The 20,657-nt window shown below is 40.5% G+C and carries 22 protein-coding genes; 8 read left to right on the top strand and 14 right to left on the bottom strand.

Annotated features, from left to right (window positions below; all coding sequences use genetic code 11):
* Positions 1 to 2 precede the first annotated feature (2 nt).
* The 5 genes from AOG26_RS00355 (at position 3) to corA (ending at position 3,749) form a co-directional block, all read left to right on the top strand.
* Positions 3 to 386 (top strand): hypothetical protein, encoded by a 384-nt coding sequence (locus AOG26_RS00355; RefSeq protein WP_054560717.1) that lies wholly within the window; start codon positions 3 to 5, stop codon positions 384 to 386.
* Positions 387 to 554: 168 nt separating this feature from the next.
* Positions 555 to 767 (top strand): helix-turn-helix domain-containing protein, encoded by a 213-nt coding sequence (locus tag AOG26_RS00350; RefSeq protein WP_054560716.1) that lies wholly within the window; start codon positions 555 to 557, stop codon positions 765 to 767.
* A 31-nt stretch (positions 768 to 798) separates the two neighbouring features.
* Positions 799 to 1,413: a hypothetical protein gene (locus tag AOG26_RS00345; RefSeq protein WP_054560715.1), complete on the top strand. Its 615-nt coding sequence runs from the start codon at positions 799 to 801 to the stop codon at positions 1,411 to 1,413.
* A 28-nt stretch (positions 1,414 to 1,441) separates the two neighbouring features.
* Positions 1,442 to 2,671: a serine hydrolase domain-containing protein gene (locus tag AOG26_RS00340; RefSeq protein ID WP_054560714.1), complete on the top strand. Its 1,230-nt coding sequence runs from the start codon at positions 1,442 to 1,444 to the stop codon at positions 2,669 to 2,671.
* A gap of 121 nt (positions 2,672 to 2,792) precedes the next feature.
* Positions 2,793 to 3,749, top strand: coding sequence for a magnesium/cobalt transporter CorA (gene corA, locus AOG26_RS00335; protein ID WP_054560713.1), 957 nt, complete (start codon positions 2,793 to 2,795; stop codon positions 3,747 to 3,749).
* Positions 3,750 to 3,827: 78 nt separating this feature from the next.
* Here corA and dps read toward each other — a convergent pair whose 3' ends face one another.
* The 4 genes from dps to AOG26_RS00315 all read right to left on the bottom strand — a co-directional run bounded on the left by dps (position 3,828) and on the right by AOG26_RS00315 (position 7,334).
* Entirely contained in the window at positions 3,828 to 4,346 is a 519-nt protein-coding gene (gene dps / locus AOG26_RS00330) for a DNA starvation/stationary phase protection protein Dps (protein ID WP_054551887.1), read from the bottom strand.
* A gap of 227 nt (positions 4,347 to 4,573) precedes the next feature.
* Positions 4,574 to 4,993 (bottom strand): CBS domain-containing protein, encoded by a 420-nt coding sequence (locus AOG26_RS00325; RefSeq protein ID WP_054551886.1) that lies wholly within the window; start codon positions 4,991 to 4,993, stop codon positions 4,574 to 4,576.
* Between the two features lie 79 nt (positions 4,994 to 5,072).
* On the bottom strand, positions 5,073 to 5,978 hold the full coding sequence (locus AOG26_RS00320) for a substrate-binding domain-containing protein (protein WP_235575449.1): 906 nt from the start codon (positions 5,976 to 5,978) through the stop codon (positions 5,073 to 5,075).
* Between the two features lie 207 nt (positions 5,979 to 6,185).
* The gene (locus tag AOG26_RS00315) at positions 6,186 to 7,334 is read right to left on the bottom strand and encodes a GGDEF domain-containing protein (RefSeq protein WP_082401538.1); all 1,149 of its coding nucleotides are present in this window, start codon (positions 7,332 to 7,334) and stop codon (positions 6,186 to 6,188) included.
* A 145-nt stretch (positions 7,335 to 7,479) separates the two neighbouring features.
* Between AOG26_RS00315 and AOG26_RS00310 the strand changes: the two genes are divergently transcribed.
* Positions 7,480 to 8,151 (top strand): penicillin-insensitive murein endopeptidase, encoded by a 672-nt coding sequence (locus tag AOG26_RS00310; RefSeq protein ID WP_054560710.1) that lies wholly within the window; start codon positions 7,480 to 7,482, stop codon positions 8,149 to 8,151.
* Positions 8,152 to 8,170: 19 nt separating this feature from the next.
* Here the strand turns inward: AOG26_RS00310 and AOG26_RS00305 are convergent, their stop codons facing one another.
* Positions 8,171 to 8,761 carry a LysE family translocator gene (locus tag AOG26_RS00305; RefSeq protein ID WP_054560709.1) on the bottom strand — a complete coding sequence of 197 codons (591 nt, stop codon included), beginning with the start codon at positions 8,759 to 8,761 and terminating at the stop codon, positions 8,171 to 8,173.
* 99 nt (positions 8,762 to 8,860) lie between these two features.
* Here AOG26_RS00305 and AOG26_RS00300 point away from each other — a divergent pair, with 99 nt between their 5' ends.
* Positions 8,861 to 9,310 (top strand): Lrp/AsnC family transcriptional regulator, encoded by a 450-nt coding sequence (locus tag AOG26_RS00300; RefSeq protein WP_054551870.1) that lies wholly within the window; start codon positions 8,861 to 8,863, stop codon positions 9,308 to 9,310.
* A 98-nt stretch (positions 9,311 to 9,408) separates the two neighbouring features.
* Entirely contained in the window at positions 9,409 to 10,218 is an 810-nt protein-coding gene (locus AOG26_RS00295) for a hypothetical protein (protein WP_054560708.1), read from the top strand.
* A gap of 24 nt (positions 10,219 to 10,242) precedes the next feature.
* On the opposite strand, the gene AOG26_RS00290 is transcribed toward AOG26_RS00295, so the two are convergent.
* The 9 genes from AOG26_RS00290 to AOG26_RS00250 form a co-directional block, all read right to left on the bottom strand.
* The gene (locus AOG26_RS00290) at positions 10,243 to 10,944 is read right to left on the bottom strand and encodes a (2Fe-2S)-binding protein (RefSeq protein ID WP_054560707.1); all 702 of its coding nucleotides are present in this window, start codon (positions 10,942 to 10,944) and stop codon (positions 10,243 to 10,245) included.
* Positions 10,919 to 13,318 carry a GNAT family N-acetyltransferase gene (locus tag AOG26_RS00285; protein ID WP_054560706.1) on the bottom strand — a complete coding sequence of 800 codons (2,400 nt, stop codon included), beginning with the start codon at positions 13,316 to 13,318 and terminating at the stop codon, positions 10,919 to 10,921. The genes AOG26_RS00290 and AOG26_RS00285 overlap by 26 nt, the downstream gene beginning before the upstream one ends.
* A 19-nt stretch (positions 13,319 to 13,337) precedes the next feature.
* Positions 13,338 to 14,525 carry an MFS transporter gene (locus AOG26_RS00280; protein WP_054560705.1) on the bottom strand — a complete coding sequence of 396 codons (1,188 nt, stop codon included), beginning with the start codon at positions 14,523 to 14,525 and terminating at the stop codon, positions 13,338 to 13,340.
* Positions 14,522 to 15,814: a lysine N(6)-hydroxylase/L-ornithine N(5)-oxygenase family protein gene (locus AOG26_RS00275; protein WP_054560704.1), complete on the bottom strand. Its 1,293-nt coding sequence runs from the start codon at positions 15,812 to 15,814 to the stop codon at positions 14,522 to 14,524. Before AOG26_RS00275 ends, AOG26_RS00280 begins: the two co-directional genes overlap by 4 nt.
* The gene (locus AOG26_RS00270) at positions 15,807 to 17,351 is read right to left on the bottom strand and encodes a pyridoxal phosphate-dependent decarboxylase family protein (protein ID WP_054560703.1); all 1,545 of its coding nucleotides are present in this window, start codon (positions 17,349 to 17,351) and stop codon (positions 15,807 to 15,809) included. Before AOG26_RS00270 ends, AOG26_RS00275 begins: the two co-directional genes overlap by 8 nt.
* Positions 17,352 to 17,817: 466 nt before the next feature.
* Complete coding sequence (locus tag AOG26_RS00265; protein ID WP_054561184.1) at positions 17,818 to 18,387, bottom strand: PepSY-associated TM helix domain-containing protein; 570 nt, start codon at positions 18,385 to 18,387, stop codon at positions 17,818 to 17,820.
* Positions 18,380 to 18,850 (bottom strand): DUF4920 domain-containing protein, encoded by a 471-nt coding sequence (locus tag AOG26_RS00260; protein WP_054560702.1) that lies wholly within the window; start codon positions 18,848 to 18,850, stop codon positions 18,380 to 18,382. The genes AOG26_RS00265 and AOG26_RS00260 overlap by 8 nt, the downstream gene beginning before the upstream one ends.
* Before the next feature lie 89 nt (positions 18,851 to 18,939).
* Positions 18,940 to 19,575 carry a response regulator gene (locus tag AOG26_RS00255; RefSeq protein WP_054560701.1) on the bottom strand — a complete coding sequence of 212 codons (636 nt, stop codon included), beginning with the start codon at positions 19,573 to 19,575 and terminating at the stop codon, positions 18,940 to 18,942.
* 3 nt (positions 19,576 to 19,578) lie between these two features.
* The gene (locus tag AOG26_RS00250) at positions 19,579 to 20,475 is read right to left on the bottom strand and encodes a sensor histidine kinase (protein WP_160316759.1); all 897 of its coding nucleotides are present in this window, start codon (positions 20,473 to 20,475) and stop codon (positions 19,579 to 19,581) included.
* Positions 20,476 to 20,657 lie beyond the last annotated feature (182 nt).

Genomic DNA, 20,657 nt, shown 5'->3' with positions numbered 1-20,657 from the left:
TCATGGCAGATAATTACACTCCACCTGAAGCAAGCCTTGAAATGGCATCTGAAAATAACTCAGGGCAGGGGAAGGTAGACGATTTACCCGAGGGCATTAAAGGCTTTAGTTGGGGCGCTTTCTTGCTAAGTTGGATTTGGGCAATTGGCAACAGCACTTGGATTGGCTTATTGGCCTTAGTGCCTTATGTTGGTTTTATTGTGTCGATTTATCTGGGCTTTAAAGGCCGAGAAATGGCATGGCAAAATAAACGTTGGGATAGTGTTGAGCATTTTCAACGAGTACAAAAACAATGGTCATTTTGGGGCGTGTTGATCATTGGTGGCATATTTTTATTGGGTATTGTAGCGGCGATAGCTATCCCTGCTTACCAAGCCAATGTCTAACTTATAAACAGAGCGAAAAGCCAGTATTTACTGGCTTTTTTTTATGCCTGAAATGGTCAAAATATGGGTTTAATTACTTACTGAGTTATTATGTTTTTCATTCTTTGTTTTATGATAATCGTAAAATAAAGTTTGACAATCATAAATCCGCTGTGTACTTTTTAGACTATGAAAATACGAATCAACCTAGATATAGAATTGGCAAAGAACAAAATGCAGCTGAAAGAGCTATCTCAGCGCATTGATATTTCTATGACCAATTTATCATTACTAAAAAACGGAAAAGTGAAAGCGATCCGCTTTAGTACCCTTGAAGCTATTTGTGAAGAGCTTAATTGCCAACCCGGCGATATTTTGGTGTACGAACGCGATAGCGAATAACTTTACAACGCAACAGGATTTTGGAGGGCATATGCTCAACCGTGATTATTTACTACCCGGCATAGCAGCGGGGTTACTTGCCATAATTTTTCCTATGTACTGGATTTCAGTATTTGGCGAAACACTTGATGGCTTAGGCGAGGCGCTTAAGCTCGATTTGCAAAGCTTAAACTTTTCAGACCTTGTGTTTGTACTCATTGGTGCACTTGAAATCTATGTGTACCTGAGTTTACGCAAGGCACTAAAAGATATGTTCGATGTTGAAGGTGTACGCATACTGTTATGTGTGTTGGCGGTGTTGGTATTAGCTTTTCATGCCACTGTGTTATGCGATGTTTATCTTGCTGTTGCAGGTGATAAAGCATCGAATGATGTAGTAGAAAGTATTTCAATTATTGCCATGGTGGTCTCGGCTGGGAGTTTAGGCTTGTATGCGTTAGTGGGTTTGATCACAGCCGCATTATTACTAACAAAGCGCCATGGAATGTCATCGTTGCTAACGGTGTTTTCTATCCTATTGTTGCTAATGTGCATCTTACAGCTAACGGTGATTTTTGCTTATTTAAATGTGTTTTTATTCCCAGCAGCATTATTAATTTTAATGGTGTTCTTTATCAAAAAACCTGAGCAAATCGAAGTGATTTAACAGCGCTTTGTAACACAAGGAATAGGGTATGAGCTGGTTTAAAACGATTCTGTTAACGCTATTTTTGTCATTTGTTTGGGCTGCTACCTGTGTATATGGTGGTGTCAGTGGTTGGTTTTTAAAACCCATTGCCGAAACGGGCAACACTGAGCAATTTATTGCTAATAGTCAGGCGCTGATTGCCAACAATCAAGCAAACATCGCTTATGTTTTGATTGAAAATGGCCAAGTGGTTTTTCAAGATTACTCAAAAAGCAAAGATGAAATAACTGCAAATACTTTGTTCCCAGTGGCATCGCTCAGTAAATTTATTACCGCCTATGGTGTGATGAGTCTGGCAGAGCAGCAGCAAGTCCGTTTAGATCACGTTATTAATGAGCAACTGACGGGTTGGCAGTTACCTGAATCAGAGTTTGATAATCAAACCGTTAGCCTTGCTCATCTGTTATCTCATACTGCGGGGCTTGGTGATGGCTTAGGCTTTGCTGATATTCCTCTAAATGAAACCGTACCAAGCTTGCTTGAGTCGCTCAACAAGCCGCTATCATCAACGGGTGTGCGTGAAATAAAAGTCACCAAGCCTGTGGGCGATTTTAAGTATTCTGGGGGCGGCTATTTAATGCTGGAGCTGCTGGTAGAAGAAAAAACGAATCAACGCTTTGCAACTTGGATGGCTGATAACGTCTTTAAGCCAGTCAATATGACTGATGCCAGTTACGATGTACTCACTGAGTTAGACAACATCGCACCTGCTTATGATAAAAGCGGGCAAGCTGCTGGGCATTTTCAATACGCATCGGCAGCGGCAACAGGCTTACTGGCAAGTAGCCATGACTTAATCGCTTTAGTGCAAGCATTAACATCACCTCAAACAGGGCAGTTAAGCCTGCAAATGATCAGCTCCATGCGAGAGCCATTGGCAATTAGCTTAGGCGCACCAATTTGGGGGCTAGGTACCATGCTTTATGCACCAACAGCATCGGGAGATTTTGTATTTGGCCATGATGGCGCGAATGAGCCAGCAATAAATAGCACGCTTCGCATCAACCCAGATAACAATGATGCAATCATCATACTGAGCAGCGGCGGTGAACATATTGCATCAAAGCTCGGTTATGAATGGACGCTTTGGCAAACCGGTTACCCCGACTTTTTAGCGTTTGATATTGCCCTGCAAAGCGCTTTTGTACCTTGCTTAATAGGCCTTGGTATCATCTTGATAGGTATGCTTTTGGTGCGCTTCAAAAAAGCGAAATAAGCAATTGATGTTAGGTTTAAATTATTTTTCTGCTTTACCCGGTAATTAGTAGCATTGTCATTGTTCATTAACGTGAACAGCTATAGTATTTGTTTTAAATTGATTTATCAGGGTAGGGCAAATGTTACGATTTTTTTCTATAGACCAAGGTGTGATCACAGAAACTGAGCCAGCTGCTGATACGCCTCTTGCAACCGCCATAAAAAATGCCCACTGGATTGATACCATAAATCCGACTGAAGAAGAACGACAAGCGCTGGCAAGCACGCTTAATATCACCTTACCTGGTGCTGATGATGTTGAAGAAATCGAAGCCTCTTCCCGTTGTTTTATTGACCATGAAGGTTTGCATGTGCATGCGCTTTTCATGTCACCAAATGAAGGGCGCTTTAATACGGTAACCGTGGCTTGTTTGCTACAAGACAACTGCTTGCTGACAATCCGCGATGATGAACTAGCTGATTTTCGTCTATTACGACTGCGTGCTCGTAAAGGGCAAGTAGCGTGTGATAATCCGAAGCAACTTTTGGTGACTTTATTTGACCAAAAAGTCGAAAACCACGCTGATATGCTTGAAGACATGCATCACCAGTTAGAAAAACTCAGTGCCTATGTACTTGAAGAGGATGACTCAGACTTAGAAGAAGCTGTTAGTCGAATTTCGCGCCTTGAAGATAATAACGGTAAAGTGCGTTTATGTTTGATGGATACGCGCCGGAATATCTCGTTTTTACTGCGCCACCTAGGAGCGCCGACAGAAGACCGCGAGTCACTTCGTGAAATTGTACTCGATATTGATACCCTTATGTCTCACTGTACATTTTTGTTTGATAAAGTTAACTTTTTGATGGACTCGACTCAGGGTTTTATTAACATCGAACAAAACCAAATTATCAAAACTTTCTCAATTGCCTCTGTGGTATTTTTACCACCGACCGTCGTCGCCAGTATCTATGGGATGAATTTTAACAGCATGCCTGAGCTGCAATGGGCATGGGGTTACCCGTTTGCAATTGGCATTATGTTGCTGTCTGGCTTTGCACCTTACTTGTTCTTTAAACATAAAGGTTGGTTGTAACAAAGCATAAAAAAGCCCAGCAAATGCTGGGCAAGGGGTCTTCGGATAGACCTAGGGGGTTTAACCTTTAAATGGGGTTTATCCTTTCAATTCGCCGGTAGACGATTCGATATGTGCACGAACAAACCATTGGAATTGTTCTAAGTCAGCCAGTTGGCCAGTGATCATATCTTCAGAAACTGGGTCTAGCTCACCAAGCTTATCGATAGCTGCACGGTGGTCTTTATTGACTCCGTTATACACTTTATCAAGCGCTGTTAGATGGTCAGTAACTAAGCCTTTACCAATTGAATAATCTTGCCAAGTACGGCGTTCTACAATTGATTGTGGTGTGCCAACAGGTACGCCGCCCATAGTTGCAATACGCTCTGCAATCGTGTCAGTCATCTCTTGCACTGCGCTTACTTGCGGGTCTAACATTTCGTGTACACCAATAAAATTAGGGCCAACAACATTCCAATGAATGTGTTTTAAAGTGAGGTGTAAATCGATTAAAGCGACCATGCGCTGGTCTAGAATAGCAATCGTGTCAGCTGCAGCTTGGTCTTTAACACCCGGTGCTGTAAATTCTGCGATTTTTGATGATGAATTACTCATTACTCCTCCGAGATTATCTGTAAATTTCCTTTCGCTTTTAATCTAAAAAGCATGTGTAATTACATAGAAGCAAGCGTTGTGCCTAATAATTTTTAAATTATAAGATTATGAATTTAAAGGGTTAATTTAATTTAGGTCTTGAGTGAGGGTGATACTAGCTAAGAAGAAGTATGAAAACTCTGCACACCTTCTGTAAAAAATTCAGTGTGCAGATACTAATTTACGACTTAAGAAAGTAAAGCCGCCGCTAAACGAACAAAATCAGATGAGGTTAGAATGCCCACTAGGTTGTTATCTTTATCAACCACAGGCATGCAGCCATGACGGTTTTCAACAAAAAACTTAGCAACTTCGTGTAGCGGTTGCTCTGGCGAGATACTGGTAAAATCGGTAGCCATAATATCAACCACTTTAGTTTGCTTTTCCTTGCGTTCGAGGGCGCTGGCACTGTAATTAGCCATGATATTCATTACCTGAGCAATCATGATTTTTTGCGTTAACATGCCAACCAAACCACCATGCTCATTGATCACTGGAATATGGCGGACATTTTTCTCTTTCATTAGATTATGCGCGTCATGCAGGGTATTTTGCGCGCTAATGGCGAATGGGTCTGGCGTCATCAAATCACTAACTAGGTGTGTCATGGCTAAATCCTTACAATTAATCAAGTTGTGGTAAGTCTAGCGCTTATCGAGTTAATTGCACTTTAGTGAGATCAAAGTTTTAGTGATTAACGGTGCAAGTACCTGCATTATTTTGCTGACAATAATGAAAGTCTAAATAATAGTGAGACTTAGCTGGTCGTTCACCTTTAGTGAGGTATTGATACATTAATTCAGCAGATAGACGGCCCATTTCAAATGGGTTTTGACCAATATTGGCCGATGATAATCCTTGCTGTAATACTTCTAATTGCATTTGCTCAGTATCGGCAGAAACGATCACCACCTCTTGATTAGCAATACGTTGCTTATGTTTAGCAATCACGTTTGCATAATTAGGGTTAAATTGGGCAAAGCCCGCTACCGCTAAAAATAGTGGTGGATTTTCAAGGTTAAGAAGTTTGTCGAGTTGACCGAGGGAGACCTCTCGCTTGCCTAAGCTATATAAAGGGCATCTATCAAACTCACTCCAGCCATTTTCACCACTTAAACGTTTATTTTTTTGCCCTGACAACGCATAGCGAGCACCTTCAATGCGCTTGTTTAAATTAGGTGTTGTTGAGTGCCCTGATTGAATACACACCTGGTTACTTTCTTTGCTGGTGAATTTTTTTAATTCGTTCCCCAAGGCCACCCCGTAATCAAAATTGTTGGTACCTACATAAGCTAAACGGTACTGCTGATCTTCTTCGAGCAGATCAGAGTCAAAAGTGATCACAGGAATATTGTTATCTTTAAGCTGTTTAAGGGCTCTTTCAACAAGGTAATTGGAATCTGTGGTTGCGATTAATAAACCACTAATGTTGTTCCTGCGAACAAGGTCGGTGATCACTAATACTTGCGTGCGAATATCTTGAAAGTCTTTGGGGCCATCGTAAATACATTCAAAATCGAGATGCTGTTTTGCAAATTGCTCACACCCTTTAAAGGCTTGCTGATAAAAGCTATCGTTTTTGGTTTTACCCACAACTGCCACCACATATTTAGCCTGAATTGGCAGGGCAAAAAGCCAAAAACTGGTACACAAAAGTACCCAGTTTAATTTAAAATTTAATAATACTTTTAAGGACATAGCACTACATATTGCAAGTTAAGCACGAGCTAATTATAGTGACAGAGTTGGAATTTACAAGATTGATAGAAAGGTATTTGTTTTCGTGGCGTCTCTAGTTATTTACTCCTTGTTTAGGCTGTTTGTTTCTATGCGATTACGACCATTATTTTTCGCTGCATAAACGGCTTTGTCTGCGCGGTTTACTAAGCTTTCAAAGCTGTCATTTGGTTGCCAATTGGTTAAACCAAAGCTAGCAGTAACCGATATACGATGTTCTCGATAAGCTATTTGACTGGTTTCAAATGTTTTACGTAGGCCCTCTAAAAATTGCTTAGCCGAGCTGATGTCGGTAGCAAAGAACAACAGTAAAAATTCTTCACCACCAAGGCGGCAACATAAGTCACCTTTATTTAAATGCTGTTTCATTAGATCAGAGAACACTTCAAGTACTAGGTCACCGCCATCATGCCCGTAACTATCATTAATACGTTTGAAGTAATCAATATCAACTACGCAGGCGAATAAGCTAGATGTTTGACTTGGGCTGAATAGTTGCTGTTGTTCAATAATGAATTGCAGCCCGCGGCGATTGTAGAGCCCGGTAAGCGGGTCTTTTAGAGACAATTCTAAATAACGCTTTTTTTCATCCACCAACAGGGTGGTGATGAGACCGAGGCCAGTCATAACAAACACGGTTGCATGGGCAATGACGGTCAATGAATACAAGGTCGCTAAGTTATGTTCATGGGTAATAATACTTAGCTGTGAAATGGGCACTAATAGTAAAATGCATTGCGCCATTGACAACACAGTGTTGCCAATATTCTTTTCACATACAGCGCGTTTAGTGGTGAAGTAAATAAGTGCGGGTAATACGCTTAATGTAAAGCAGGCTTCGACAAGGGCAAGTTGATTTATATTTTGAGTGAGGAGGGCAAATACAGAAAAAATAGCACCATGCGCAATAATTATCTTATTAAATCGGCTGGGTTCGTCGTGGTTATAAATGGATAATTGTAGCAACGTCATGGAAATCATATAAATCACCACGCCAGAGCGAAAACTTGGCGCAAGGTCTAATAAGTCTTGGATCCACAGCCATGCAAAGCCAATTACACCAAGGTAAAAAAACAGGTTAAATAAGTAAATCGAGCGGTTATTAAAACTACTGCGCATCAGGCGCGTGGCTATAATGGAGCAGGTTACTACCGTAATGAGTAAGAAGACAAAAAAGCCGTGGTAAAAGTAATTCTCTACGTTACTAGCCATGAGTCGCACTGAAAAGCTCTAGGTAAATAAAGCTTAGCACAGGAAAAATTACTCACCTTTAAATCCTACCTATGATTCAAAAATGCTTTAATCGTTAGTTCATTTATTGATAGCTAAGCTTTAAATTTTTAAAGAAGCTACTGCAATGAAAACATGTTTATTTTTAGCCTTATTATTTTGCTCTGGGTCGGTTTTGGCTAATAGCGTCTGTGGTGGAACGACTGCCAATGGCTATGTACGCAATGCAGTAAAACTACCCAGCAAGGGTGATAACTTTACCAGCTACAGCAAAGTGGCTGAGCTGGCAGGGCGTACGTATGTTCATTCGCAGGTAAAAAACATTATTGTTGATGCCTACCAAGCGCTCCAGAAATCCCATCCAGATAAACGATACAAATACGCTGAAACGGGCTTAGAAAATGGCGGGAAATTTAGCCCGCATAAAACTCATCAAAATGGTTTGTCGGTTGATTTTATGACACCTGTTATTAACGAAAAGGGGCTATCAGTTCATTTACCTACACATGTGTTTAATCGTTTTGGCTACGATATTGAATTTGATAAACAAGGTCAGTTTGAACAGTTTAAGATTGATTATACCGCTTTAGCGGCTCATATTGTTGAGCTGCATAAATCGGCTACAGCAAAAGGTTACGATCTTTGGCGAGTGATCTTTGACCCAACCTTGCAAGCTGGGCTTTATAAAACCAAGTATGCCGATTATTTAAAAGAGCATATTCAGTTTTCGACTAAACCATCCTGGGTGCGACATGACGAGCATTACCATGTCGACTTTTTAGTGCCGTGTGAAAAATAAGCTAAGAAAGCTTGCTCATTTAAAACAAACTAAACATCACTGAAGCAATTAATAGTATTGCCATTAGGTAGTTAAATGCTTTTAAGCGCTTTGGGCTGGCAAGCCAGTGTTGCAGCTTTTCGCCAAGTAAAGTCCACGATCTGACACACGGCAGGTTAATTAAGCCAAATACGAGACTTACGATTAACACTGAGGTGAGGTTTTTGTCTGGGGCATACAAACTAACCGCGCTTAATGCCATTGCCCAGGCTTTTGGGTTCACCCATTGAAATAGTGCAGCCTGAATAAAAGTAAACGGCTTACTTTCACTACTGGCTTTTTGTTGTGCGTTACTTGTGGCAATTTTAAACGCCAGATATAGCAAGTAAGCAATGCAAAATACTTTTAATATCAAATAGCTTGGAGGGAATAAGTCAAATAGCTGCATGATGCCAAGGCCCACCAAAACCAGCATCAACATAAAGCCAAGCGTCACGCCAAGTAAGTGTGGTGTGGTTTTTTTAAAGCCAAAGTTAGCACCTGAGCTCATCAACATTAAGTTATTTGGTCCAGGGGTAATTGATGACACCAAAGCAAATAATGCCAAGGCTGTTAAAATTTCAAAACTCATCGCTATCTCTCCATTTGAATTAAGATGCAATTATAAGTTGTAGTGCGCGCAATTTTCGCGCTTAATGTTGTTGTGTATGTTTAAGGTCAACAATCAAAAATGAAAAAAGATAAAATTAACGACAGAATATTGCATGAGCTTAAACGCAATGGCCGAATTGCCAATGCCGAGCTGGCTGATAAAGTGGGTTTATCGCCATCGGCATGCCTTCGTAGAGTGCAAGAGCTAGAAAAGCTTGGGGTTATTGCAGGGTATCGGGCGGTTATTAATAATCAGGCTGTTGGCTTAGGATTTATCGCTTATGTTGGGGTTGGTTTAAATGAGCACTCAACAGTATCTCAGCGAGCATTTGAACACGCTCTTGAGTTTATTGATGAAGTAAAAGAGTGCCACAATGTAACTGGCTCGTTCGAATATTTGCTGAGGGTTGAGACGGCGGATCTCAAGTCCTACAAAGCCTTTCATGCAGATGTACTCGGCTCAATTCCACAGGTACGAACCATTACCACTCACGTGGTGATGGAATCACCGAAGGATGAACGCGCTTAACAATAGAGTTTGTACCTTTTTTGTTATTAATTTATTGCGAGCTATAAGGCCTTAGTCTAGAATCTTCGCGTTAAAATAATAATATATAAGGAAATTACGTGAAAACGTTTAAGCCTTTTTTGGCGTTTATAGCTTTAGGTTTATTAGCTGGCTGTCAATCGACAACCGAAACAGGTGTATCGATGGCACGCTTTGAGAGCCCAGAGATCAACAGTGACCCCTTTCACTTTCGTGCAACCGTTGGTACAGATACAAGCAAGATCATTGCGAAAGATACCAGCGAGAGTACATCAACGAGTACTGCGATAACGACTTCGATGAGTATGACCTTAGGTTATTCGACGGAGCTTACCGTTGGGGCTGGTATTGGTGGCGATCATGATTATGAAAAATATGCTATTAAGCATCAGTTTTATGGCAGCCCTTTAGAATCGGCCGTCGAGAAAAACTTCTCTATGGCTGTCAGCCTTGGCTATATTCGCAGTGAAGATGCGGGGTATGGTCCACTATTAGCGGGTAATTATGATGACGATACCTATGATTGGGATTTATCGCACGATACTTATGATATTGCACTCATTTCAGGATACCGCTTAAGCTCAAAAGCCTTATTATACGGCAGTGTCTTTTATCAAAAAGGCACTATCGATGTTGATTATACCCAAATGTATTACCGTACAGAGGAAGGTGATGTATTTTTATCGGGTGCATGCAGTGATACGCCAGAGCAGTGCCTTGATTTTAGTGCTGATTACGATGGTCATAATGCAGGTGTCAGCATTGCACTTGAATATGCATTTACGCATTGGTTCGCTATTACAGGTGAAGCTGTTTATAAATCGATGAACTGGTTTGATCGCAGTGAAAGCGAGACAGCGGCAAATGTAAACTTTGAATTTAGGTTTTAAGTTCGGCTTTTCGAGAAAAAGGCATTAGCAAGCGCTAGTGCCTTTTTTGTTTAACGGGCAGTTAGCGCAATAATCAGCGGCTACAAGTTGGTAGTGTAAGCAGCAGGTTTTACGCATAAATGTCAGCGTATTGTTTTGATCACGAAAGCGATGTTTACCATATAGCTTTTGCCATGGTTGAAAACGCTTTGCTATAAATTCTATCGATTTCTCTGGCCAGCAAGCGATTAACGCTGCGTGGAAAGTATCACTTTGTAAACGTTTTAATAATCCTTCATTTAGCCTGTATTGCAATGGCACGTTATCATTCCAAGCTTGCTGGTGGTCAAATAAATGATTGGCTGCCAGTTCTATCAAATCTGCATTATTAAAAGAGTCATGTTGAACCATGATATTTAAATTAGCCAAACCATAAATATGTGAGCCCGTTACCCGCTGCTTAATATTGACCAGATCAGGAATGCAACCAAGGTGCTCTACACTGGCCACTAATAAGTAAATAACTTGCCAGCTCAGTTGTAAGTAGAGATTGATTGCGACATATCCCTCAGTAACATTTGCCCCTCTTAACTTTATAGCGTTAGCCAAATCGGTTAGTTGCTTGCTAGTTAAACATTGACTGCTAAACCATTGTTCATCGTTTGTTGGCGTTAAGAACGTCAGCAGTGAACACTGCTGACGTAAGGCTAACTCAAGCTTATTATGCTGTTGTGTTTGCAAGTGCATATTGCGCCAATGGGTTTTGCAAATCACCTGCATACTGCAAGCTTGAAGCTGGGTCGGTAATATCAACCATTTGTTGATTATTACGCAGCTGTAAGCGGTTTAAGCATGACAATGGGAATGACTCAGCAAATAAATCATGCTCAGCAAACTTGTCTTTTAGCGCTGGGTGGCTCGCCTGATACTGAACAATTGTATCGGCGACGGCTTGCCAAAATTGTTGTTCGGTCAGTAGGCCATCAGTTACTAAAATTGCCGAAAGGTAGCGGAAGAAGCAATCGAAAATGTCAGTAAAAATAGACAACACGGCAACGCCTTCTGGAATGGTTACCTTAATTCGCTTTATTTCATCATTCAGTTCGATGTTACTATTTAATAAGGCAATTTCTTCACCAATGTCTTTAATGAATACGCCTACCGGAACATGATTGTTAAATCGAACGATGAGGTTTTCACCATGTGGCATAAAGACTAAATCATATTGGTAAAAACAATGTAGCAATGGTGTCATATAAGCCTGTAAGTAGTGGGCTAGCCACTTATCAGCACTTAGCCCCGATTTGGCAATTTTAGCACTTACAAATGAACGGCCTTCGCTATCGATATGAAGTAGACTTGCCATAGTGGCAAGGCTTTCATTCTCGTCCATATATTGAGCAGGGTTTTCACGCCAAAGAGCCGCCATCATTTTCTTATAAGGGTTATCGCCAAGCGCAGGATGAGTGTAATACTGCTCATCAAAGCCAAGGGTTGCGACTTCTCTTAAAGGTTGAAACTTCAGTGATTTTAAATAGCTATCTTGGTTTACTAAGTCGAACAACCATTGATTTATTGCCGGAGTTACTTTCATATAGGCGCTCGATAAGCCCCGCATAAAGCCCATATTTAAAATCGATAAGGCGGTTTTAACATAGCATTTGTGTGGTTTGCTGATGTTATACAGGGTACGAATTGATTGCTGCGGTAAATAACTATCTTGCGAGTAGCCTAAGCACACAATGTGTTTTTGCGAGATATGATAGCTATAAACATGGACTAATTTGTTGAACCACTGCCATGGGTGCATAGGAAATAACAGATAGTCACTTGGCTTTAAACCTTGCTCAGTTAGTGCTTTTTCAAAGCGCAAACGCTCAGCTACATCAAGCTCATCGGCAATCAAGCTCTCGTATTTATAATCATCGGTACTTTTAAAGGTGGTATGCTGTTTGTGGCACGCAAGCCATATTATTTGAAATGGGTTTGCGGCTTCTGGGGTATATTGGTGAAAATCTTGTGAGTTAAAACCAATGCGGCCATTGTTGGCAATAAAGCTTGGGTGACCCATGGTCATTTGGGTTTCGATCACTTGAAAATCTGCGTCTGCTAATTGCTGAGCGCTATAGCGATTATTTTTAAATTTAAATGCAAAGCCACTGAGTGTACTTGCGAGTTCTTCGAGATAGGTGCCAAGTATTGATTTGTCTATGTTTAACTTGTCATTACACTCAAGTACAAACGCGATAGCGTCTAATGGCTGGCTGTGGTTAAGCGCCATTTTAGTAATGCTATTTGGATCTACTTGTAGGTGATTAAGCAGCATTGATTCACCTTTAAACTGATAGCTTTGCCCACCCATGGTATGCAACACGTAATGGTTTGGCTTTTCACTGTCGTAGCTAAATAGTCGTTCGTGATAAAACTCACTGAGCATTTTGGCAATCAGTAAACGGTTTGCGTATTGCCACGCTTGTTGGTCTAGATGTGAGGTACTGCAAGATGGCGTTGCTTGTTGCACTGCGGGACCTTGCTGTGAAGTGTCGAATCGAGACGAAAGATGCTGTAAGTAATTAAAATGATCTTTTTCTAAACTACCTAGTAATGCAGTTTTCTCACCTAATTTAATAACTTTATGATGGCTGAAACCTGCCTTTAAGTTAAGGCGATGAATTTTATGATTGGCTACATCTGGCTCCACAATCACTCGCTCACATGAGAGGGTATTAAACATAAACTCTAATACCGACTGCATAACAGCAAGGCTAAACCCTGCAACAGAGAACTGCTTTGGAGCGAGTAAAATATGCATGCCCAAATCGCCGTTTTTAAGCGCTAGGTGGTTCTCAAGTTTCAGTATTTGTGGTTTGTAAATCTCAATTAAAGCAATAGGTGTTTGGTTTATTTCAAGCAAATAGGCTTGTTGAGCCTCATCTTTATTGAGTGTTGTATAAAATTCTAAAGTTTCTTCGGGTGAATGTTCCATTGCTCCCCAAAACTGAGCTTGGGGGTGTTTAAGCCAAGGGGTAATAGTCGTTAGATCGTGTTCAGGGTTTAATGTTCTGATTTTTACATCACCAAGCAAAGCGTGCTTGATAGGAGTTTCAGTGATGTTTTTCATAATTGTGTTCTCTTAAAAATTAATAACTGTGAATAGGGTCTGTTGAGGTATGTTTGTTGCGTAAAAAAAGCAGATAAAACAAACATAAAGTGATGGCAAAGCCGACAGACCCCGTCAGTAATGGGGTGTTAAGTTCAAAGCGAGATACTAAATCTCCCGCTAAAAATGAGGCGCAGATGACACCGATATTTTGCATAAAATGAAGCTTGGCAAAGTCGCTTGAGTAAAAACGTGGTTCGCTCATTGCAAACAACATGACTTGTAGACGCACGGTTAGTAAAAATAGCCCAATAGCAAATACAACACGGCCGAACACAAGCCATTGCCAGTGTGAACTAAGTTGTATAAATAGGCCGATACTGCTCAACACAAGTGCATAAGCGATTGTTTTACTGTGCTTATTGGTTGCGGCTTTGTTTTTGGTTGTAATCAAAATGATAAGTGCAACCCAAGCCGGGATAGCAAACACAGCGCCAGCTAAAAGTGCATTGCTGAAATTGCTTACTTGTTGCCAAAGTAGCGTAAAGTATGGCGTTGCTAAGAACATGCTGAAGTACACGCCCATAGATATAACTCCTAAGCGAATTATGTAGCCAGGGAAACGCTGTCGTTTTACTGATGATGCGCTTAATTCTCGCGGCTTGTAGCTTACTTTTAATAAGTAAATTAAATACAAGCAGAGCATAACTTGTAAGCAGTCACCCGCAGCCATCACTAAATATAAAAAGCGCGGCTCAATACTTTGAATGATCAAGCCACCTAATAAAGCCCCGCCAATACCACCAAAGTGTAAAAGCACGCTAAATAAAGCAACGACACCGAGGTGCTGTTGTTTTTCTTCGATACTTAGAACAAAGGGATAAATAAGCAGGTAACTTGCTTTAAATACCAGCATGAGCTGTGATAACAGCCAAAAGCTCCACACGTTTTCGCTGTAAAAGCACGCAACACCTAATAGCCCTGCAATTATTTGGGTGATCACCCATAAATACAGTTCGTGCACGTGCTGCGCTATTTTCGCCCATACAGGGAAAGCACACATCACGGTGATGCAGCAAACAGCAATATAGGCACCAATGTGATTACTTGATTGCAAACCAAATTGGGCACTAAAAAACTGCGGGTAAAAGGGCAAAATCATGGTGTCGCAAACAACAGATATAATCGTCAGCAGCACCAAGCTTGACTTTAATGCGGGTTGTTTCATGCTATTTGCTTCTGTTTTTCATTGATAACATCGGGTAAACCAAACTCTTGAAAGGCAATTTGCGTTTCAACAGGATAGGGGGCATAACCTAAGATTGAGCGCAAAATATGGCTGTTTCGATAGCAGGCCATTCCCAGATCTGGCGTTACAAAACCATGACTGTGGAGTTCAGCATTTTGTACAAACAGCCTTTGAAGCTTGTCGATACTATAATTTCGCTCAACAGCAAAACACCCGTTATCTAGCCAATTTATTTCGCTCATTAAGCCACTTAGAAAATCGGGTAACTGATAATTAAAGCCTGTTGCCATAATGACCTGATTACTATGCAAGCTAAATTCAGCCTGTTGTTCACTGTGTCTAAAAACTAACTTATTGCCTTGTTTTTTAATGAGCTCGCTGTTGGTTAGTAACCTTGCGCGGTTCACACCTTGAATATCAAGTTGATAGAGCTGATCATAAATTTGATTAATTAACTCTGAGTTGATGCCTTTGTATAAATTACGTTGCTTGGCTAGTAACTCCTGTTTGGTTGTCTGTTCTAGGTTATAAAAGTAATCAACATACTCAGGAGAGGTCATTTCTAGTGTGAGTTTCGTGTACTCAAGAGGAAAGAAACGTGGCGCTCGCGTTACCCAATTGAGTTGGTAGTTATGCTGTTTAATGTCACACAACAAATCATAAAATACTTCAGCAGCACTTTGCCCTGAGCCAATCACAGTAATGCTCTTACTATTTACTAACTCATCCCGTTTATACAGATATTCAGTGGCATGGCAGAGCTGTGTATCTTCTGCCTGAACAGCGGGTGGATAATAAGGTGAGGGACCTGTGCCCAGTACCAAGTGACGACAATAAAGCGTTTTTGTTTGCTTTGCAGATTCAACAGTGAGTACATAGAGCTGCTTAGTGTGATCAAACTGGCTATGAATGACTTTATGGCCAAATTGTATGTTACTTAATTGGCTTGCTGCCCATTGGCAATACTGGTTGTATTGCTCACGCAGTAAAAAGAAACTTTCTCGAATATAAAACTGATACAGCTTACCTTGTTGTTTCGCATAGTTTAAAAAGCTGTATGGATTGGTAGGATCTGCCAATGTGACTAAATCAGACATAAACGGTGTTTGTAACGTAACACCATCGAGCATCAGCCCAGGATGCCAATTAAATTCATCACGTTGTTCTAAAAATAGCGAATCAAGTGTTTCAATTGGTTCAGCTAAACATGCCAAACTGAGGTTGAACGGACCAAGACCCACGGCAATTAAATCGTATACTTTATTCATGGCTAGTTTCCTCAACTTTTAGGCGTGCCTTGATGCTGTAGGCGCAGGCTTTAATATCAGCTGCAATGCTTTTAATGTCTTCAATTTGTGTGTTTGGATTAAGTAACGTGAACTTTAAGTAGTTGATACCTCTAAATTTGGTGCGAGCAATGGCACACTCACCTTGTTTGAATAGCTCATCTTTAATTTGATAATTAAGCAGGTTTAATTGCTCATCACTGAGGTTTTTATCATTAAAGCGAAACACTAGAGTGCTGAGTTCAGGTTGGTGAATTAGCTCAAATTCAGAGTCTTGTTTGAGTGCCACATAACTACTTCGGGCTAATGCCATAACAGAAGAAAACACTTTGCCAATCTGTTCGTGGCCCATAATGCGTAAAGTTAGCCAAAGTTTTAAGGCATCAAAACGGCGAGTCGTTTGAATGCTTTTATCAACAAGGTTTGGTGCTGCTTGTGGGTTGTCGTTAAACGGATTTAAATAATCAGCATGATGAGTTAAATGTTTAAATTGCTTTTTATCAGCAACAATAAATGCGCTACTACTGACAGGTTGTAAGAATGATTTGTGGTAATCTAACGTCACCGAGTCAGCCTGTTCAATGCCATTGAGTAAGTGACGGTGATCGTCTGCGGCAAGTAGTCCACAGCCATAAGCGGCATCGACATGAAGCCATAAATTATCAGCTTTGCACCGTGCTTTTAGCTTATCGATAGGGTCTATTGAACCAAAGTCAGTTGTGCCTGCGGTAGCGACAAGCGCTATAGGAATATTGCCTTTTGCTTTACATTCATCAATCGCTGCATCAAGTGCGGCTAGGTCCATTTTAAACTCTTTATCAACTGTAACCGGAACAACCGCGTTATAGCCAAGGCCCAGTAAAGCGGCTGACTTTTGAATACTAAAATGGCTGACTTCAGAGCAAAAAATACGGTAGCGATGAGCATCTGGACCTAAACCAAAATCGCGATTTAGGTGCCCAGATAAACGCTCTGCTGCATGGTCTCTAGCAAGTAACAATGCCATTAAATTAGATTGACTGCCGCCACTTGTAAATATGCCATCGGCAGCAGCACTTAAGCCAATGCGTTCGATACTCCAGTCAATTAACTTTTGCTCAATGAGCGTCCCGCCAGCACTTTGGTCCCAGGTGTCTAACGAAGAATTTATAGCAGTTAGTAACTGTTCGGCTATCACCGCAGGGTAAGCAACGGGGCAGTTTAGGTGGGCAACATATTTTGGATGATGAAAGTAGACTGCATGATCTAAATATAGAGATTTTATTTCGCCTAGCGCTTGCTCAACGTTATTGAGAGGTTGGTTTAGTTCAACACTGGCAATTTGTTTACTGAGCTCCTTATGACATACACCAGAATGAACTTGTTTTGCTGAACGCAATGCTTGGTGGATGAGCGACAGTGTTTGCATTGAAGCCATCTCATATTTGAGTAAATTATTTTCGTTAAAAATAAACGCATGGGGTTGTTCATCAACATTTATTGATGAATGAGTATTAAGCACGGGGGCTAATTGATTCACGACTCAATTCCTTCTTAGTTAATTTTAATCGGGATCGTAATGATAGTGATTCTCAATATCAATAATAATAAATCATTAATTTACTTTACAATTTAATTACCTTTTATAGGTTAAAGGTGTTTTATTTTTTGTTTTATCTAGTAATAAATAATTGTAATTAAGTCATAAATTATAACTAAATTAGTCCCTTTTTTAGGTTCTATTTGGCAGCGTTCTTTTGCTTTTTCGGTGAAAATGCTCACAAATAAAAGCAATAAAGCCATCATTTAAGAAAACTATAATAGGTAGGTGAGAGGTTTTAAGAGCTAAGTAAACACACTTTGAGCTGCTATAAAATGCTTAAGCAAAGTGAGGATTCTGCGAATAGTTATTTTAAAAAAGCTGTGTCAAAAAGTGGGTGAGGATTAAATTAATTGAAAATAATGTTGCCATCGCTGTTTGCTAGAATGGCAACAGGAACTTTAGTTTATAAAAATACATAAGCAGCGGGGAGTAGCATACCGCTAATCACTAATACTGAGCGGCTGCCCCATGGGCTATTTTTACCTTTGATCATAAACAAGCCGCTGATTGCTAAAAACAGCAGCAGCCCAGCAAAAATATCAGAAAAAATCACCCAAGAAGCGGTTGTCTCGTTCAAGTGTAAGCGGTTAAATGCTTGAAATACATGACGAGGCTCAATGGCTTCATAGTTTATGATATCTTGATTGAGTTTAAGGCTGAGGTTGTTACCGTTTTTTAAAAACACCTTAAACTCTTGCGGCGATACCCAATAAGAGGCCTTTACCGGCTCGCTTACATCAGCATGAGAGATAATTTGCTCAATCAGCAACTCGTCATTATCTAATTGCCAAGTTTCATCGCTCACACTGATTTGCTGGTGGCTTACTTTGTAGTTTGGGTTCCAATCATCTTTGTGGTTCACTGCAATGCCAGAAACCGCAAAGATAATCACTAAACCAACACAAAAGTAACCAATATCGCGGTGTAAGTTTCTGTTTAACTTAAACCAGTTGATACTTGATTTGTTACTCAATGATTTCAACTCCGCTCGGTACGAGCTGATAAATAGCCATTGCTTCAGTCACTGAGTTTGCATCAAAGCTTTCGCCGGCTTGCTGCGCTTTGTGAGCAAGTAGCGCTTTAGTGCGGCCAAGGCTAAGCTGAATTTTATCGAGCTTACCAGTTACGATAGCTTTACTTCCTTTAGCCGTCATCGGGAATACCATGTCGCCATCTTCAACTTTGATACGTAAGTTTTCAAAGCGTTTGTCAGATGCAAGCGTCATCCAGCAACCACGTTTTTCGCAAACCCCAGTGATAGTCCCTTCCACGGTAATTGGACTTGCAAGGTAATCGTCTGGTGAGGCCATAACCGTCGAAATTTTAATGAGTTTGTCACTGTCGACTGGATTGCCAAACTGTAAGCTAAAGGCGTGCTGGCTAAAGCTTAAAAGCGCCAATGAGAATGCAATAAATGTTTTTGATTTTAGGAACATAGCGGTTGCTTCTTAAAAATAAATTAAGCCTTAGTTTAAGCGATTTACTTGTATGATAAAAGCTTAATGAGATTAAAAATGATTTGCAATTATATCAAGCCTAGATCAATTGCTTTTAACGCTGCACGGGTTCTATCACGTACATCTAGCTTTCTGAGAATAAAAGACACTTGATTACGGATAGTCCCTTCAGACTTATAAAGTGCCTCGGCGATTTCACTATTTGAATAGCCTGCAGCGATTAAATTGAGCACTCTAAGCTCGCTTTTACTTAATTTATCAGGAGTTGCTAAAGAAGTATCGGTTGTTTTAGTGGGCTTATTCAAAATTCGCTCGGTGATCGCAGGAGCTAGCGCTGAGCCACCTTTAGCAAGTGTTTCGATGGCGCTGACCAAGCGCTCTAAATTAATATCTTTTAACGCATAACCCTTAGCGCCATAGCGAATACATTCTAGCACTTGTTCACTATCATCAAAGGTCGTGAGTACCAGTACTGGTTGCCTCAGCTGTTGTGCTTGCATACTTTTCAGTACGCCAATACCGTCTAGAATAGGCATGCGAATATCAAGGAGTACAACATCAATAGAATGTTGCTTGAGCATCTCAAGAGCCGTTTGGCCATTGTCAGCCTCAGCCACGACTTGAATATTTGCTTTAAGGGCGAGTAAGCTTTTTAAGCCTTCTCTTAATAATGTTTGGTCATCAACGAGTAATACCCTAATCATTTTTTACGCCAAAGTATGTGGATTAAGTTTATGAGGTAACGTTGCAGCAATCGCAAACCCATTATTATTTTGTTCAAACTCGATTGCCCCTCGCACTAAAGCTAAGCGCTCTTGCATGCCTGTTAAGCCATTGCCTAAGTTCAGCTTGGGCATTTCGCCGCCGTTATCATAGATAGTGAGATGCACTGAATCAGCTTGGAGGTCTAAGCTTACCGACAGCTCGGTCGCATCACTGTGTTTAATACAATTCGTAATCGCTTCTTGCACAGTATGAAATAACGTTTGTGCCAATAACGTATCACTTATTTTTATATTTTCATCGTAATTGAGTGTGACATTTAAGCCTGTAACATGGCTGCACAGTGAATTAAGCGATGCATGTAAATCAATGGTTTGGTTTTCTCGCATTGACGAGACAGAGTCACGCACATCATTTAATAACAAGCGGGTAATTTGCTGTGCTTTAGTTATGTGTTTTGGTGCTTCATGATTAGCACAATGATTGGCGACTTCTAAGTGAATACTGAGTCCTGTAAGGTGGTGGCCAAGGGTATCATGTAAATCTCTGGCAATACGAATACGTTCATCGCGAGTTGCGGTGTCGTTTAAAAGCGCTTGAGTTGCTTTTAATTCACGTAATAAATGGGCTGCTTGTTCTTTGGCTTTACGCTCAGAAATAAGCCGAGTAGCAAAGCGATAGGCAAAGCTATTGTATAAAGTGAAAGCCAACCCGTTGAGCAATACAAATTGCTTATCAAAGCCATAGTGAAGCGTCAGCGCCATCAAAAAGGGCAGGCAAATGAGTAAATAGAGGCTGGCTTTGTTTGGCTCGTAATCGCTGAATTTAACTAAGAAGATGATCAATAGAATTGCAACAAAGCCAATATTAAATAGCCACATCAATAGCACAACATTAGCGATAGTGAAGTTCAAAATACGGGTTTGATAGTGCTTAAATCGTGATCTGAAAAACTCAAAATAAATTAAAAAAGCAAAAAAGCTTATAAATAACACACTGATCAAAAACGTATTTATTGTACTAAAACTTAGCTGCGCCGACTCTGCTCTTTGCGACCAAGCGT

Source organism: Pseudoalteromonas sp. UCD-33C, assembly GCF_001306895.1.
Classification (GTDB): Bacteria; Pseudomonadota; Gammaproteobacteria; order Enterobacterales; family Alteromonadaceae; genus Pseudoalteromonas.
The sequence above is the reverse complement of the archived record's forward strand: the minus strand, read 5'-3'. Positions and strand labels throughout refer to the sequence as shown.

Coding starts and splice junctions, on each gene's coding strand:
- corA (WP_054560713.1), top strand. CDS start 2,793: ATGTTACGATTTTTTTCTATAGACCAAGGTGTGATCACAGAAACTGAG.
- AOG26_RS00300 (WP_054551870.1), top strand. CDS start 8,861: ATGAAAAAAGATAAAATTAACGACAGAATATTGCATGAGCTTAAACGC.
- AOG26_RS00315 (WP_082401538.1), bottom strand. CDS start 7,334: ATGGCTAGTAACGTAGAGAATTACTTTTACCACGGCTTTTTTGTCTTC.
- AOG26_RS00350 (WP_054560716.1), top strand. CDS start 555: ATGAAAATACGAATCAACCTAGATATAGAATTGGCAAAGAACAAAATG.
- AOG26_RS00340 (WP_054560714.1), top strand. CDS start 1,442: ATGAGCTGGTTTAAAACGATTCTGTTAACGCTATTTTTGTCATTTGTT.
- AOG26_RS00260 (WP_054560702.1), bottom strand. CDS start 18,850: ATGTTCCTAAAATCAAAAACATTTATTGCATTCTCATTGGCGCTTTTA.
- AOG26_RS00280 (WP_054560705.1), bottom strand. CDS start 14,525: ATGAAACAACCCGCATTAAAGTCAAGCTTGGTGCTGCTGACGATTATA.
- AOG26_RS00355 (WP_054560717.1), top strand. CDS start 3: ATGGCAGATAATTACACTCCACCTGAAGCAAGCCTTGAAATGGCATCT.
- dps (WP_054551887.1), bottom strand. CDS start 4,346: ATGAGTAATTCATCATCAAAAATCGCAGAATTTACAGCACCGGGTGTT.
- AOG26_RS00345 (WP_054560715.1), top strand. CDS start 799: ATGCTCAACCGTGATTATTTACTACCCGGCATAGCAGCGGGGTTACTT.
- AOG26_RS00310 (WP_054560710.1), top strand. CDS start 7,480: ATGAAAACATGTTTATTTTTAGCCTTATTATTTTGCTCTGGGTCGGTT.
- AOG26_RS00285 (WP_054560706.1), bottom strand. CDS start 13,318: ATGAAAAACATCACTGAAACTCCTATCAAGCACGCTTTGCTTGGTGAT.
- AOG26_RS00305 (WP_054560709.1), bottom strand. CDS start 8,761: ATGAGTTTTGAAATTTTAACAGCCTTGGCATTATTTGCTTTGGTGTCA.
- AOG26_RS00325 (WP_054551886.1), bottom strand. CDS start 4,993: ATGACACACCTAGTTAGTGATTTGATGACGCCAGACCCATTCGCCATT.
- AOG26_RS00250 (WP_160316759.1), bottom strand. CDS start 20,475: ATGTGGCTATTTAATATTGGCTTTGTTGCAATTCTATTGATCATCTTC.
- AOG26_RS00275 (WP_054560704.1), bottom strand. CDS start 15,814: ATGAATAAAGTATACGATTTAATTGCCGTGGGTCTTGGTCCGTTCAAC.
- AOG26_RS00255 (WP_054560701.1), bottom strand. CDS start 19,575: ATGATTAGGGTATTACTCGTTGATGACCAAACATTATTAAGAGAAGGC.
- AOG26_RS00290 (WP_054560707.1), bottom strand. CDS start 10,944: ATGCACTTGCAAACACAACAGCATAATAAGCTTGAGTTAGCCTTACGT.